Annotated in this window: 24 protein-coding genes and 1 pseudogene; 19 read left to right on the forward strand and 6 right to left on the reverse strand. The window is 66.4% G+C overall.

What is annotated here, in order from left to right:
* The 9 genes from AB0H84_RS49280 to AB0H84_RS49320 all read left to right on the forward strand — a co-directional run.
* On the forward strand, positions 1-578 hold a 578-nt coding region (locus AB0H84_RS49280), incomplete at its 5' end, for a hypothetical protein (protein WP_357620626.1).
* Positions 566-874, forward strand: coding sequence for a hypothetical protein (locus AB0H84_RS49285; protein ID WP_357620628.1), 309 nt, complete (start codon positions 566-568; stop codon positions 872-874). The genes AB0H84_RS49280 and AB0H84_RS49285, both read left to right, overlap by 13 nt.
* Before the next feature lie 123 nt (positions 875-997).
* Complete coding sequence (locus AB0H84_RS49290; RefSeq protein WP_357620630.1) at positions 998-1243, forward strand: hypothetical protein; 246 nt, start codon at positions 998-1000, stop codon at positions 1241-1243.
* A 68-nt stretch (positions 1244-1311) separates the two neighbouring features.
* On the forward strand, positions 1312-1515 hold the full coding sequence (locus AB0H84_RS49295; RefSeq protein ID WP_357620631.1) for a hypothetical protein: 204 nt from the start codon (positions 1312-1314) through the stop codon (positions 1513-1515).
* 195 nt (positions 1516-1710) lie between these two features.
* The gene (locus tag AB0H84_RS49300; RefSeq protein WP_357620633.1) at positions 1711-2349 is read left to right on the forward strand and encodes a hypothetical protein; all 639 of its coding nucleotides are present in this window, start codon (positions 1711-1713) and stop codon (positions 2347-2349) included.
* Positions 2350-2414: 65 nt separating this feature from the next.
* The gene (locus AB0H84_RS49305; protein WP_357620635.1) at positions 2415-2648 is read left to right on the forward strand and encodes a hypothetical protein; all 234 of its coding nucleotides are present in this window, start codon (positions 2415-2417) and stop codon (positions 2646-2648) included.
* 106 nt (positions 2649-2754) lie between these two features.
* Complete coding sequence (locus tag AB0H84_RS49310) at positions 2755-3375, forward strand: AAA family ATPase (RefSeq protein WP_357620637.1); 621 nt, start codon at positions 2755-2757, stop codon at positions 3373-3375.
* On the forward strand, positions 3375-3671 hold the full coding sequence (locus AB0H84_RS49315) for a hypothetical protein (RefSeq protein WP_357620639.1): 297 nt from the start codon (positions 3375-3377) through the stop codon (positions 3669-3671). Before AB0H84_RS49310 ends, AB0H84_RS49315 begins: the two co-directional genes overlap by 1 nt.
* A gap of 320 nt (positions 3672-3991) precedes the next feature.
* On the forward strand, positions 3992-4417 hold the full coding sequence (locus tag AB0H84_RS49320; RefSeq protein ID WP_357620641.1) for a hypothetical protein: 426 nt from the start codon (positions 3992-3994) through the stop codon (positions 4415-4417).
* Positions 4418-4488: 71 nt separating this feature from the next.
* Here AB0H84_RS49320 and AB0H84_RS49325 read toward each other — a convergent pair whose 3' ends face one another.
* The 3 genes from AB0H84_RS49325 to AB0H84_RS49335 form a co-directional block, all read right to left on the reverse strand.
* Entirely contained in the window at positions 4489-4800 is a 312-nt protein-coding gene (locus AB0H84_RS49325; protein ID WP_357620643.1) for a hypothetical protein, read from the reverse strand.
* A gap of 339 nt (positions 4801-5139) precedes the next feature.
* The gene (locus AB0H84_RS49330) at positions 5140-5295 is read right to left on the reverse strand and encodes a hypothetical protein (protein WP_357620645.1); all 156 of its coding nucleotides are present in this window, start codon (positions 5293-5295) and stop codon (positions 5140-5142) included.
* A gap of 43 nt (positions 5296-5338) precedes the next feature.
* Positions 5339-5521, reverse strand: a complete 183-nt coding sequence (locus tag AB0H84_RS49335) for a hypothetical protein (RefSeq protein ID WP_357620647.1) — start codon at positions 5519-5521, stop codon at positions 5339-5341.
* A 281-nt stretch (positions 5522-5802) separates the two neighbouring features.
* Between AB0H84_RS49335 and AB0H84_RS49340 the strand changes: the two genes are divergently transcribed.
* From AB0H84_RS49340 to AB0H84_RS49365, 6 genes are all read left to right on the forward strand, one after another.
* Positions 5803-5943 carry a hypothetical protein gene (locus AB0H84_RS49340; protein ID WP_357620649.1) on the forward strand — a complete coding sequence of 47 codons (141 nt, stop codon included), beginning with the start codon at positions 5803-5805 and terminating at the stop codon, positions 5941-5943.
* 333 nt (positions 5944-6276) lie between these two features.
* Positions 6277-6810 carry a hypothetical protein gene (locus AB0H84_RS49345; protein WP_357620650.1) on the forward strand — a complete coding sequence of 178 codons (534 nt, stop codon included), beginning with the start codon at positions 6277-6279 and terminating at the stop codon, positions 6808-6810.
* Positions 6811-6912: 102 nt separating this feature from the next.
* Entirely contained in the window at positions 6913-7203 is a 291-nt protein-coding gene (locus AB0H84_RS49350) for a hypothetical protein (protein ID WP_357620652.1), read from the forward strand.
* Between the two features lie 51 nt (positions 7204-7254).
* Positions 7255-7836, forward strand: a complete 582-nt coding sequence (locus AB0H84_RS49355; protein ID WP_357620654.1) for a hypothetical protein — start codon at positions 7255-7257, stop codon at positions 7834-7836.
* 124 nt (positions 7837-7960) lie between these two features.
* On the forward strand, positions 7961-8191 hold the full coding sequence (locus AB0H84_RS49360; protein ID WP_357620656.1) for a hypothetical protein: 231 nt from the start codon (positions 7961-7963) through the stop codon (positions 8189-8191).
* Between the two features lie 450 nt (positions 8192-8641).
* Complete coding sequence (locus AB0H84_RS49365) at positions 8642-8980, forward strand: hypothetical protein (RefSeq protein WP_357620658.1); 339 nt, start codon at positions 8642-8644, stop codon at positions 8978-8980.
* A 91-nt stretch (positions 8981-9071) separates the two neighbouring features.
* On the opposite strand, the gene AB0H84_RS49370 is transcribed toward AB0H84_RS49365, so the two are convergent.
* Both AB0H84_RS49370 and AB0H84_RS49375 read right to left on the reverse strand, forming a co-directional pair.
* Positions 9072-9326, reverse strand: a complete 255-nt coding sequence (locus AB0H84_RS49370; protein ID WP_357620810.1) for a hypothetical protein — start codon at positions 9324-9326, stop codon at positions 9072-9074.
* A 27-nt stretch (positions 9327-9353) separates the two neighbouring features.
* A pseudogene (locus AB0H84_RS49375) lies at positions 9354-9689 on the reverse strand (HNH endonuclease signature motif containing protein); the annotation flags it as partial.
* Between the two features lie 282 nt (positions 9690-9971).
* Here AB0H84_RS49375 and AB0H84_RS49380 point away from each other — a divergent pair.
* The 4 genes from AB0H84_RS49380 to AB0H84_RS49395 all read left to right on the forward strand — a co-directional run bounded on the left by AB0H84_RS49380 (position 9972) and on the right by AB0H84_RS49395 (position 11479).
* Complete coding sequence (locus AB0H84_RS49380) at positions 9972-10289, forward strand: hypothetical protein (RefSeq protein ID WP_357620660.1); 318 nt, start codon at positions 9972-9974, stop codon at positions 10287-10289.
* A gap of 150 nt (positions 10290-10439) precedes the next feature.
* The gene (locus AB0H84_RS49385; RefSeq protein ID WP_357620662.1) at positions 10440-10601 is read left to right on the forward strand and encodes a hypothetical protein; all 162 of its coding nucleotides are present in this window, start codon (positions 10440-10442) and stop codon (positions 10599-10601) included.
* 60 nt (positions 10602-10661) lie between these two features.
* On the forward strand, positions 10662-10832 hold the full coding sequence (locus AB0H84_RS49390) for a hypothetical protein (protein ID WP_357620664.1): 171 nt from the start codon (positions 10662-10664) through the stop codon (positions 10830-10832).
* Positions 10833-10885: 53 nt separating this feature from the next.
* Positions 10886-11479 carry a M48 family metalloprotease gene (locus AB0H84_RS49395; RefSeq protein WP_357620666.1) on the forward strand — a complete coding sequence of 198 codons (594 nt, stop codon included), beginning with the start codon at positions 10886-10888 and terminating at the stop codon, positions 11477-11479.
* 496 nt (positions 11480-11975) lie between these two features.
* Here the strand turns inward: AB0H84_RS49395 and AB0H84_RS49400 are convergent, their stop codons facing one another.
* Entirely contained in the window at positions 11976-12980 is a 1005-nt protein-coding gene (locus tag AB0H84_RS49400; protein WP_357620668.1) for a hypothetical protein, read from the reverse strand.
* Positions 12981-13017: the final 37 nt, after the last annotated feature.

Raw genomic sequence — 13017 nt, forward strand, 5'->3', positions numbered from 1 at the left:
GCTACGAGTGCCCGCACTGCGTTGGTCAGGAGCTGGAAGGGGACGAGGCCCCAGAGCCTCCGGAACCTGGGCCTCCGGCGACGGCTGCGGAGACCCTGGACGAGCCGGCCGGGCCAGGGACGTACGGAGGCCGGCACCGCGACGACACAGGCCCGATCACAGGACCGATCCACCGGGCCCTCCGCGGCCCGGCCGGACGCCACCAGGAGCACGACCTGGAGCCGAAGAGGTGGCCGTGGGCCGTGCTCATGTGCGCGTCGACTACCGCGGCCCTGGTGCTCGGGTACTCGTGGGGCCAGGGCCAAGCCAGGGTCGCGGTCCAGCGAGCGCATATGCCCTCCGCTCGGGTGACCGTCACCCACCATGCCCCCGGCCCGACCGTGACCGCGAAGGCGGTTCCCGGGCCTACCAAGACCAAGGTCCGTGAGGTGCCCGGACCGATCCGATGGCGTGACCCCAGCCCGGCCCCGACCGTGACCAGGACCGTGAAGGTCACGGAGCCGGCGAAGGAGCCGGATCCGGAGCTGGTGAAGGTCTGCCTGGACACCGACCTGGAGGAGATCCCGTGCCCGGAGTGAAGAACGACGACCTGGCCCCCGAAGCCGCAACCGGAGAGCCGGCCGCGGAGTTCCGGGTCCAGGCCCCGGCGATGCGGGCCCTGGTGGAGGGCCCGCACGGGTTCGCCCTGTACGAGCCGATCCCGTCACTGGCCGGCGGGGAGCGTTACTTGACCCTGTACCGGCAGCGGGCCGGGGGCTGGGTCTGGCTGGGCTCGCTGATCGCGGCGGCGGAGGACGTGGACGTCCTTCTGGAGATGTGGGAGGGGGCCGGCGGCCGGGTGGTGACGGCTGAGGAGATCCCGGCCCAGAAGTAGCGGGAAGGCCAGGACCTGATCAGGTCCTGGCCTTCTACTTTCCAGCCTCCTAAGACCTTGACTATGAGCCAAGGTGGGTGCATGCTGGACCTGTAACCGAGAGAGCCCCAAGGAGGGCAAACCATGTTCGATCGCATGTCACCCGAGAAGTACGCCAAGGCCAAGGGACGTGCCCAGGCCGGCAACAGGAGCGCGGCCCTGGCCCGGGAGGCCATCGACTCCCGTCGCAGCGACAAGGACCGGGACACCGCGTTCAAGGCCCTCATCCAGCACGAGGGTAGCCGTGGCGCGGCCAAGCGCAGGATGAAGGAGGAGCTGGACAAGATCGCCCCGGCCAAGCGGGGCATCATCAGCCGGCTTCTGGGCTGACCCCTCCGCCGTACCACCGAGCAGGCCCGGCTTCGGTCGGGCCTTCTCCTTTCGAGAGAGGACAGAGCATGGCCACCCCCGTGAAGCTCCCGGACAGCCGGGAGCTGGACCTGGACGCGATCACGTACATGAACCAGGAGGACAAGCTGGAACTGATCCAGCACATCCTGGACCGCATGGAGGCCGACGACGCGGACAGGTGGGACACCAACCCAGGCAACGTCATCGAACGAATCCAGAAGGTCCTGAACTACCTCCCGACGCCGAGTTGACCAAGCGAGTCCTGTACCTGGACGGCCGGGGCCGGCGGAGGATCGTGGACGCGGACCAGCTCTGAACGACCGAAGGCCCGGACCCCACCAAGGTCCGGGCCTTCGTCATGCTCGGGTAACCCAGGCAACTACCTTGACACAGAGCCAAGGTCCGCCCATGCTGGAGACACACCCCTGATCCCCACGGAGGGAACCATGAGCCCGGAAGAGAAGACCGTCCTGGAGCTGGAGATCCGGCAGACCCTTGACCTGCCCCCTCGTCTCCTCCGCCTTCTGTCCGCCGTCCACGAGGCCGGTCATGCCGTGGTCGCCCAGACCCTGGGCATGTGGGTCTGGGAGGTGCATGTGGTCAGCCATGAGCGCATCGGCATGGGCGGAGACCGTTGCCAGATCAGAGAAGACATGGACGCGCTACCCACCGTGGATTACGTGGCCATGCTCCTGGCCGGGGCCCAGGCGTCCGGGCTGTGGTTCATCGGCCGGGGACGTGACCCCCGGAAGGACCCGGATCTGACCCACCGCCTGAACAACCTGGCCGGAACAGACCTGGAGGAGGTCTGGGCCCGGTGCCAGACCCTGGGGATGTCCAAGGAGGAGGCCACGCCCAAGGTCCAGGCCACGATCCGCGCGGCCAACATCATCCTCCAGCACCGCTGGATAGACGTCCTGGGCCTGGCCTACGCCGTGGCCCGTCGCGGCTCTCTGGTGGGCCAGGAGCTGTTCCCCTACCTTCACCGGCCGGCCCGGGAAGTGGAGGCCCGGGAGGCGTACCGGGTGTGGCAGGAGGAGAACGCGGACCTCTGGCCGGCGGAGGAGTCGAGACTGAAAGCTTGACTCTATGCCAAGACAGGAGGGATACTTGACCCATAGGCAAGGGCGAGAATCCCACGGAGGGCACCATGACCATGACGTATCAGGAAGCCCTGGACGAGTGCGACCGGATCGGAGCCAAGAACGCATCAGACCCCGCGCTCATGGCCAGCTTCTGTAGGGGATCCATCCAGATCTTGGTGGGGGCCGCGTCTCCCCGGCTCGTCTGGGAGGGGGCCATGAAGCAGGGCATGACCAGCCGGGAACTGGCGAAGCTGGCGAACAAGAACCCCGACGCCGTCCACGAACTGATGTGGCTCTGACTCGCCCCAGCAAGAAGGCCCGGACCCCACCAAGGTCCGGGCCTTCTTCGTGTCCAAACCCCGGGTCGCGTTCCGTACCCACTGCCTTCCGTGGTTCAGTACTGCAATGCTCTCCATAGCCTTCACGAACCTCAAGCCCGGCACGGGCAAGACCACCACATCGGTCTTGCTCGCCTACGCCCTTCACACCCGGGGCCATGACGTGGCCCTGGCCGACTGCGACCCGGCCGGCTCCGCCTTGGCCTGGTCCGATGCTGTGGGTGGGTTCCCATTCAGTGTCTACGGCCTGGCCGTCAAGGACGCCGGCAAACGACTGTCGGGCATCGGCGGGGACAAGACCATCGTGGTCTGCGACCTCCCCCAGGCAGAGGACCACGGGGCCATCGTCCGGTCCGTGCTCCGGCGGGTGGACGAGATCACGATTCCCGTGGCCCCGACCACGATCGAGATCGAACGGACTTCAGGAATTACTGACCTCCTGGACGAGATCGCGGAGGTCCGGGAGTCGCCGGCCAGGATCGCCATCCTCCTGAACCGGGTCGTGGCCGGGGCCCGGAGCGGCTTCGACGCCAGGTCAGCGCTCACAGAGCTGGGGTACGAGGTCCTTCGGCCCCAGATCCCGCGGCGTGAGGTGTACGCCCTGGCCTTCGGGGCCGTGCCCGACATCCGGCCGGGAGACCCGATCGACATCCTGGCGGCGGAGTACCTGGCCAGGGCCGGCCGGTGATGACGGACAGGAGAACGAACCGCTTCGCCCGGGTGGCCGCGGCCAGGCGGAAGGACGAGGCCGGCCAGGTGCCGGAGCGGGGCACCACCGCGAAGCGCACCGACCCGGTACGGATCACGGTGGACCTGGACCCGGCGGACTACCGGGCCATGAACCGGCTGGTGGCGGAGGTGGGGGACGAGCTGGACGTGCCCCGGCTCCCGCACTCCAAGATGTGGCGGGCTCTTCTGGAGTACGCGGCGGAAACTCCGGAGATGGTCGGGGAGCTGGCCAGGCGGATCCGGGACGCGGACTGATGACAGACGAACACGCTTATGCCGAACCGTTCGGCCCGATCTACGGCAGACCCGAGCCTGGCCCATGCCCTGAGTGCTCCTGCTGTACCCGCGGGCTGTGCGAGATCGGGAAGTTGAACTTGCTCGGTTGCCTGGGTCGCACGGCCACCACTGACCCAGCGCTCAGAGATGCAATCGCGGAATGCCCGTGCGACCGGGTTCCCGGGTCGGCTCGCTCGGTACTCGCCGATCGCCTGGAAGGCGTGACCGACCCGAACGAGCGGAGCCGCATCGTTACCGAACTGGCGGACACCTACATGAGGAATCAGGGACGTGGGCTGATGATCGAGATCACCGACAACGAGGGCAGACCCGTCGGCGTGAACGGGCCGCACTCGTCCGAAGGGACACGGGCCATCGCGGCCGGGATCGACCGGGCGGTTCGCATGCTCAACTACGCGACCATGCCCGGCAACGGCGGGCTCGTCTACCCCAGCACCGTCTACAGCGTGTACGGCGAGCTGGTCGACGCGCTGGGCAAGCTGCCCCAGGCACTCAACCAGATGGCCGACTGGATCGGAGAGCAGGTCGACGCGGGCGCGATCCGGGAGAACCCGGACTACGGCAAGCACGGCGGCAACGTCCAGGCCGCGCACGCCACGCTCGTCGAGGCGACCGCGGCCGCGTGCGCGAAGGCGGACGAGCTGGCGAAGGTGCTGGGCCGGGCACGGTCGGCCGTGGGCGGGTTGGAGGCGGTGGAGGACTGATCTACTGAGGTCCTGACTTCAGGAACGACGAAGCCCCGGCCGGTGTGGTCGGGGCTTGTTCGTGCTCGTGGTCAGATGTCCATGGTCTTCGGAGCATGCTCCGTGACCAGGTCCGTGATCCAGGACGGGACCTGGTACCCGCCCTCCGCTGGGACGTACAGGAGATCGTCCTTCAGAACGGTCGCGTCCTTGAGGTAGGGAGCCCCGTCCTTGCGGAGCTTCCGGCCCTCGAGCATCCACCGCGCGGTGTCGTTGTCGCGGTAGGTGATGCGGATTCTCCGGGGGACGAACTTGGTCTCATCCGCCAGGATCAGCGGCTCCGCGTCCTGGACGTCGAACATGACACGGACCTGAGCGTGGCGGCCACCGAACTTGATCTCCATCGTTCCCTCCCTGGGAGTTCGTTGCAAACATCCTCCTGCATACCTTGGCTCAAAGTCAAGCCTGATCTACTGAATCCCGTACTTACGGAAGGCGGAGGGCTCCGAAGCCTGAAATCGCGCCCCCAGGATGGCCGTGGACAAGCGAACTCCTTCGACCGAAGGGCATCGGGACCAGGTGGGGGTCACGGCCCGCACAGGCCGGCTCAGGGCCTCCTGGCCCTCCGGACATGAATAAGCCCCGGCCAGAGGGGGCTGGGGCCGACATCTGACCCGTGATAAGCCGAGTTATCACGGGTCAGATGATCACTGAGAAGCAGGCTTCTCGAAGATCAAAAAGCCCTATCCGTGGTAGTCGGGGGACGCCAGGTCCGTCACCTGGCGTTCGTACTCCTCCAGGACCAGGCGGTCCCAGGCCCTGGCCCACTGCTCCAGGCAGATGTTCATGGAGACCTCCGCCCCGGGCCGGCCCTGGAGCTGGAGGTGGCGGAGGGTCATGATCGACTCTTCGATACGGGCCAGGACGAGCTGGTCCTGTCCCCTACGCCTTCTGGGCCAGCGGAACCACACGGCCGGCCCCTTCGGCATCCCAGCGCGCGACCGTGTTCAGTGCCTTCTCCAGGGCTTCGGGGGCCTGGACGATCAGCACTCCAAGGACCCGCCGCACGTCCATGCTGTTCGTGCCGTTGATGCGCTCGAGAAGCCGTTCCACATTCATGTCCACCGTGGGCCTCCTTGTTCGTGACCTTCGTGGGTCTCCCTGGTTCGAGCATGGGGGAGACCTTGCCTGTGTGTCAAGCTCCTGTCCTCGAGGGGATGAGCCGGCCGAGACTACCCACGATCTCCTGAACTCAGGAGGTACTGAATAGCTGGATTACTGATTGGACCCGGCCGGGCCTTCTCGTGGTCTGCCTGCCAACAGGAAACGGGAAACGCTTGACGGTGAGGCAAGGTCAAGAGACGATCTCCCTAGACACAGAGTCAAGCCCCCAAGGAGGGACCAAGATGGCCATCAACGCCAAGAAGGAATGGAAGAAGGTCGCGAAGGGCTGGGACAAGGCGGCCAAGGAGGAGACGGACCCCCAGCGTAAGGAGACCTTCCGACGTGCCGCGACCACCGCCCGACGTCGTGCGACGGAATCGTAAGACCCAGACCAAGGCCCGGCTCCGGCCGGGCCTGACTTACTGAATCCCGGAGCTACTGAAGGGAGGAGACATGGGCACCAAGCAGTGCATCAGCAGATACCGGGCAAGCGCCGGACTCGTGCAGTGCACGAAGCCTGCCGGACACGAGAACCAGCCCAGCGGGATCGATGGGGAGACCAGCCACCTACTGCACCACGCGCGTGGGCTGTTCTGGACCTGGGAGAACGAAGCGTGAGACGAAGGCCCGGCTCCGGCCGGGCCTTCCTCATCTCCTGACCTACTGAGATCCTGACCCCGTACCTGCCGATCAGACCCGAGTCCCTTGGAGGGCCGATGGAGAAGAAGCTGCCCGGTGTCGCACAGAAGCTCGTGGACCTGGCCCAGGCCCAGGGCTGGCTCACCGCCGTGAACTGGAACGAGGACACGGACGGGAACCCGTTCGTGTCGGTGGAGCTGGGCCGCAAGGACCCGGAGTACCACGTGCAACTGTCCTGGCACTCCCGACAGACCCAGGGCCGGTCCCTCCGGCTGTTCACTTCACTCTGGCGATGCGTCCCGGCCTCCCACCTGGACGTCGACCGGCCCCGCCACTCCTGGCGGGATCTGTCCTCCCTGAAGATGCTCCGAGAGACGATCGAGTCCACCCCGGTCCAGGAGGTGGAGAAGTACGAGAGCGTGCCGGCGGACCAGATCCCGGCCAAGGCCCTGATTTGGGACCACCGCGGCCGGCACCAGGAGTTCCTGGAGATCGAAGAGTCAGGCATCGGGGGCCTCTGGTATGCCCGGTACCGGTGCCCCGACACCGGCCGTGAAGGACGGTTCGCGATCTACTCGCGGACGGAGCTGGTCAAGTTGGTGGCCAGCTAGGTCTGGCCTCCTTCGAGGGCTTGACTTTGAGCCAAGCCCTGTGCCATCCTTGACTCACAGGCAAGAACAACTCCACAGAGGAACAACCCCACGGAGGGCCCCATGTTCAACATGGTCATGACCTACACGGACACCAAGCCCAGCCCGACCGGTGGTTACGAGGGTGTCAGCGTTCAGACCGTGTACCGGGACCGCGCCAAGAAGGTAGCCGTTACCCACACCGCGATTCGCCGGGGCGGGTGCCTCTACTCCGGCGAGATCACGATCCTGGACCAGAACACCGGAGCTTCGTTCTCGTTCGACACCACCATGCCCCCTACGAACGATGACCACGAGGGAACCAGGCGCGCGTTCGCGGCCATCGCGGAACGGCACTGGAACAAGCTCAAGTAGAGACCAGGCCCCGGGCTGAGCCCGGGGCCTTTCTCATGAAAGGACGTCGGCATGAGTCACGAGAACCCGGGGGACGGGAAGCGTTGCGACCACTGCAACCAACCCGGAATCCCCTACACGTACAAGGGCCGGGCCTTCTCCGGCCTGATCTCCAACAGAGGCGAAAAGCTCTGCCCCACCTGCAACGGCCACGAGCATGACCGGTTCGTCCACGACCACGCGAACCGGCCGGTTCAGATCTGGCTTCCGCCGGAGCTGCGCGGGGTGGACGGGCGGGACATCGGTAAAGCGGCCCGAAGCCGGACCCGGAGGCAGCGCACCAAGAGCACGATCACTCAAAGGAATGTCACAGCACAGGAGTATGGTCCGGTCATGGACTACATCACGTTCGCCGAACAGGACCGAGTCCGGTCCTTGGTCACATTGGCAGGCTCAATCCCGACCGACGAACCGGAGCTGTCCGTGGTCCCGTACGACTCCCGGGCCCACTACCGAGTCCCGCGGGGAACGACCGGGACCGTGGTCAAGGCCCGGGACTACCCGACGCCTTTCCCCTACGTCGTGTTCTTTGACAATGACGTGGAGCTGGGCGTGGCCGTGCACCAGATTGAGCGGATCGCTCGAACGTCCTGACACGGACCAAGCATGACGAAGCCACCGACCATTCCTGGCCGGTGGCTTCGTCATGCTAGATGCTTGACTGTCCTGATCTACTGAACCCCGTACGTACTGACCACCGAAGCCCCAGGGAGGGCACATGAACAAGATCCAGTACCGGCTGAGCAAGGCCGCTTTCGTGGCACTGGGCCTGGGGCACCTCGTGCTCAGTGTCGTGGTCGCGTATCGCTGGGGGATGGAGGGGACCCTGGTCGTGACCACGGCGGCGATCCTGACCGCCGCCATGATCTGGACCGACGTGCATCGCCGGCAGGCCCGGGACCTGGCCCAGACGAAGGCATGTGAGGCGGAGGAGGGCCGAGCGCACTAGCCCCGACGCCTTTACGAAGTACAGAAGGCCCTGACCTTGGTCGGGGCCTTCACCATGTCGAGGGTGCGAGGAATGCTCACACTATGTAGTCGACATATCTGTGGGTAATCGTTGACGCGAGTCTCAGACCACCCTCACACTGTGGAGGTCAGACCCGCCGAGAGACACGGAAAGGGGTCGCCCAGCCCGCGACACTGGCACCACCTGGACCAGGTCCAGGCCCAGAACTCAGGTCCCGAGCACGGGACCTCCACGACATCAGGCCCGCCGTGACGAGCCCGGCCGGCCATCAGACTGGGACTGCCAACCCGACCAAAAAGGCCCCGCTCCGGCGGGGCCTTTGTCATGTCCGGGGTCAGTGCTTCAGTAGTTCAGGAGGAAAGGGCATAGGATACCTTGACTCTCAGCCAAGGTGCATGCCATCCTGGAGGCACAGCAAGAACAAGCCCCATGGAGGGAACCGAGATGGCACAGACCACCACCGCCAAGGCCCGACTCGCCGCGATGCACGCTCGCGGTCGTGCCTCTCTCGAACCTCGCACCACCCGGGAACTCTGCGACATGTACGTAGTCGCCAGGACGAAGCAAAGCGAGAGCACCGGTGATGATTTCAGGACCGTATGCATCACGCTTAGCTGGATCGGTGATGTCCTCGAACACCGCGACCGCGCGGCCTACTACCGCTGGCTTGACGCCGAAGAGGCCATTGACCTAGACATGATCGACCGGGATGAGTGGGTGGCGGGAGCTTCAGCCCTCCCGCCACACCCGTTCTTCGACTGCCACTGACCCACCGAGTCCCGGCCAAGGCCCCGCTCCGAGCGGGGCCTTCGTCATGTCCGGGCACAACCACCGGGACGGCGGAGGGCCCCGGCCAGTTCTACCCGCTGACCAGCCTCCAGGGGCGGGATCGGGACGCACGAACTCCCTCGTGCCAGATGAGGCCCTGGGAAGCCAGCTCTTGAAGGTCCACGGTGACCATGGTGCGTGATATCCCCGTGGCCGCCACGATCTCCTCCGGTACCCCGCACCCTTCGGCCACGGCCAGGAGGATCTGATCCCGCCGGGTCATGGCCGTGATCTGGTGCTGGGGTAGTTGGTCCGGGCCTACTTCCCAGTACGGGTCTGCGGTCACCCGGACATGCTTCCGGCGCTCGTTCTCGCTGGGCGGAACAGCTTCGAGGTGGTCCCATCGAACACACAGAGTGTGCGGAACGGGGCATGCGTGGTCGACGTGGTAGCCAGCCGGGATGCTCCCATGAACGATCTCGTACACGACGCGATGGACCCGCTGGGGCCGGCCACCGATCGAGGCTTGTGGGTAGGGCTTGGCGGACCCCCGGCCGCTACCCCCGGCGGAGGTGGCGGTGCCCGACCAGATCCAGCACCCATAAGGGCCGGGAGTGACACGGCGGAGGATGCCATCAAGGATGCTCAGATCCCTGATCGTGGTGTCTGGTTGGCGAGCCAGAGCCAGATAGATGTGGGAGATCAACATGCCCTCCTTGGGGCTTGGGGATGACCGCTCCAGTCTGCCAGACTCCTTGACTCCAGGGCAAGCTATGGCATGATCACGCTGCCTTATGTCCTTGGCTTCGCGTGCCTGCGCGTGTTGGACACCTATGCGCGTACGTCTCTGTCCTTATCCTTATCCTTATTTCCCCAGGTCAGATGGGGTGAGAAAAGATCCCTCGAAACAGGCTCAGGACCTTGACTCATTGCCAAGGTGGGGCCCATACTGGTCTCACAACCACTCAGGACGAGCCCCCAGGAGGGCACCATGAACGCTACGATCACCGCCCCCGCTCCCTCTGCCTTCACCCCCGACAGCGACCAGGCCAAGGTCTGGGAGGTCCGGCTGGGCAGCACCGGCCGCGGCGCGTTCCTGTTCGACGTCTACACGACGGACATGGCCGCGGCCAGGAAGGCTGTGGAGAACGTGATCAAGCACCTGACCCCGACGTGGGCCGACAACCTGACCACGCTCGGGTTCACGGTCCACGCGCTCCGGCCGGACCAGGAGCGGCACTGGACCACCCGACTCAGGACCAGCTTCCTGGCCGTGACCGTGCCGGCCCCGGACTACATCGAGAGCTGAGGGACCACCACCTGGCCCCGGACCGAAGTGGTCCGGGGCCTTTCGCGTGTCCGGGCCAGCTCCGCCCGAACTCCCACCGGCCAGCACCTTGACTGTGAGCCAAGGTGGGCGCACCATGAGAGTAAGAAGTTCGAGAGTCCCAAGGAGGACATGATGATGGCCCTTACCAAGGAGTGGCACGCGACCCCCCAGGCCCTGACCCGGTTCTACGGACCCCGGATCATCTGGACCGGCAAGCGGTGCTCGGACGAGCGGCCCGTGTTCCAGGGCAGCAACGGCTACACCGCTTGCGCGTGTGACCTTCCCCGGTAACCCCAGGCCCGGCTCCGGCCGGGCCACGAACCTGCCAGACCGACCCCCAAGGAGGGGACCATGAAGCTGACCCAGACCATCCGGACCGTGGCCCGCGGCACCGCTGCCGTCATGAACACCTGCCTGAACCCCACGTGCCTGCACAGCCAGAAGACCAAGGGCTGCACGTGCTGCGCCAAGGGCCATGGCAGCAAGGCCCGGAAGATCTCCAACACCCGCAAGCGGAAGTGACCAGACCCGACCAGCCCCGGCCATCGGCCGGGGCTTTCCCCATGGAGGGACAGATGACGAACCTGAACGAGGCGGCCCAGGCCATGACCGCGCTCACGAAGCTACCCGGCCTGGTCCTGGTCACCGATCACGGCATCGGAGACACCGCCGTGGCCACCGGATGCCGGGGCCACAGCCTGCCCGTGGTCCGGCTGGGTGTGGACCTGATGACCGGCCCGGAGTCGATCCGGTACGCGGTCCTGGCTCACGAGCTGGCCCACCAGGAGCTGGGCCACACCACGCGCGTCCTGTCCTCGATCCTGGAGAGGGCAAGCGTGGCCGCCTTCATCATGCTCGCCTGCACCCAGGGAGCGGTCTGGGCCCTGGACGTCTACTGGTGGGGCAGCCCGGCCAGGAACATGGTCATGCTCCTGGTCCTGGGCGTGCTGTGGGCGGCCACCGCCCTGACCGCCAAGGCCCTGGACCGGAGGGCGGAGTACGAGGCGGACCGCCGCGGCGTGGAGTTGCTGAACGCGGCCGGCTTCCCCGGCCTGGACTACATGCGGGAGATGGTGGCCGACACCTCCAAGGACGAGGCCCCCGGAACCCGCTGGGTCTGGATCCTGGACGCGCATCCGTCCTCGAGCCGGCGACTGGCCGCCCTGTAGCCCAGAACAAGAACAGGCCCCCACACCGATGGTGTGGGGGCCTGTCCGCTCTCTCCAGAGCCAGCCCATCCCGAGCCGGAGCGGAGCTTACCTCACGATCGGCCCGGCCGGGAGCTGTGCACTCCTGATTTACAGGGTAAGGGTGTCGTACGTTTCCCCAGGTCAGGCCCCTGACCCCCCTCCCCCGGGGATTGGTGCCCAACTGGCTGACTCAAGAGCGTTTTCCCTGGTCACGGGGTCGGCACCAGGAGTCAGCACCGTGCCGGCCGATGCAGGCCCGTGCAGGCCCGCGTGCAATCCCCTGGTGTACACCCGTCGCCGGCCGGACCCGGGCACAGAACAGGCCCCGCACCCTTCCTCCGGTGCGGGGCCTGTTCTGTCAGATGGCCACGCTCTTGGCCATCCTCGAGGGCGTGGCCATCTTGTGGTCACGTTCGTGGCCACGTGGCCACTGCCACCGATCTTGGCCAAGAGCGTGGCCACGTGGCCATGGCCATCACTTCTCGTCCGTGGCCATGGCCACGCTCGTGGCCAACTGGTCCATGGCCATGGCCATGGCCACCTCTTCCTTCTCCCGGCTGATCGTGGCCAAGTGCCGCCTGGCCGAGCGCTCGGAGCACCCGATGGCCACGGCCAGCTCCTGGTACGTGATGGCCGGGTTGTCCATCACGGCCAGCCTGGCCTCCGTCAGGCCGCCCTTCGGGGACGTGTCCTTTCCCTGGTCAGAGGGCTTGGCCACAGCCTTCTTGGCCGTGGACTTGGCCACCGTGGCCGTAGTCCTGGCCGCGTTGTCCACGGGCTGAGGCGTGGCCACCGGCTCCGTGGCCGTAGCCAAACCGACCGTGGCCACGTGGCCATGGCCACGAACGAGAGTGTGGCCACCGACCGTGGCCGTCCCCGTGGCCGTGGCCACGGTCGGCGTGGCCACGAGACCGTGGCCATCCTCATGGCCATGGCCATCCTCGTGGCCATGGCCGTCGATATTGGCCACGGTCTCGTGGCCACGCCCCAGCATGGCCATGTGGCCATCGGCCTTGGCCATCTCCGTGGCCACGAGACCGTGGCCATGACCATCGAACGGGGCCACCGATGCCTCCCGAGTGGTCATGTGGCCATGCTCCTTGCCGATGGCCATCAGCCGGCGAAGGCCGACGATCGTGGACAGGTCCGTGGCAATGGGGAAGGACCAGTGCAAGATCCAGTCCATGTACCGGTCCACGCTGGCCGCCTGAGCCGATGCGCTCATGCCGAAGGCCAGGAGCAGAACCGCCCACGTGATGAACCAATCGGCCTTGTCCGTCTTACCGTGGCTGGCCATGTGTGCCAGCACGGCCACGCACATGGCCGGGATGGTGCCGACCAGGACGGCAATCCACTGGTCCGACCCGCCTCCCTTGTGCAGGGCGTGGGCGATGGACAAGGCCAGGGAGGTCCCGCCCGGGACAACGATGAGGAGCCAGGCCGCGTAGCGGCCATGGGGCTTGGGCTTGGGGGTGTTCACGTCAGTCTCCAATCAGGTCTTCAGGGTGTAGGGCTTC

It is taken from the genome of Nonomuraea sp. NPDC050786, assembly GCF_040654115.1.
Lineage (GTDB): Bacteria > Actinomycetota > Actinomycetes > Streptosporangiales > Streptosporangiaceae > Nonomuraea.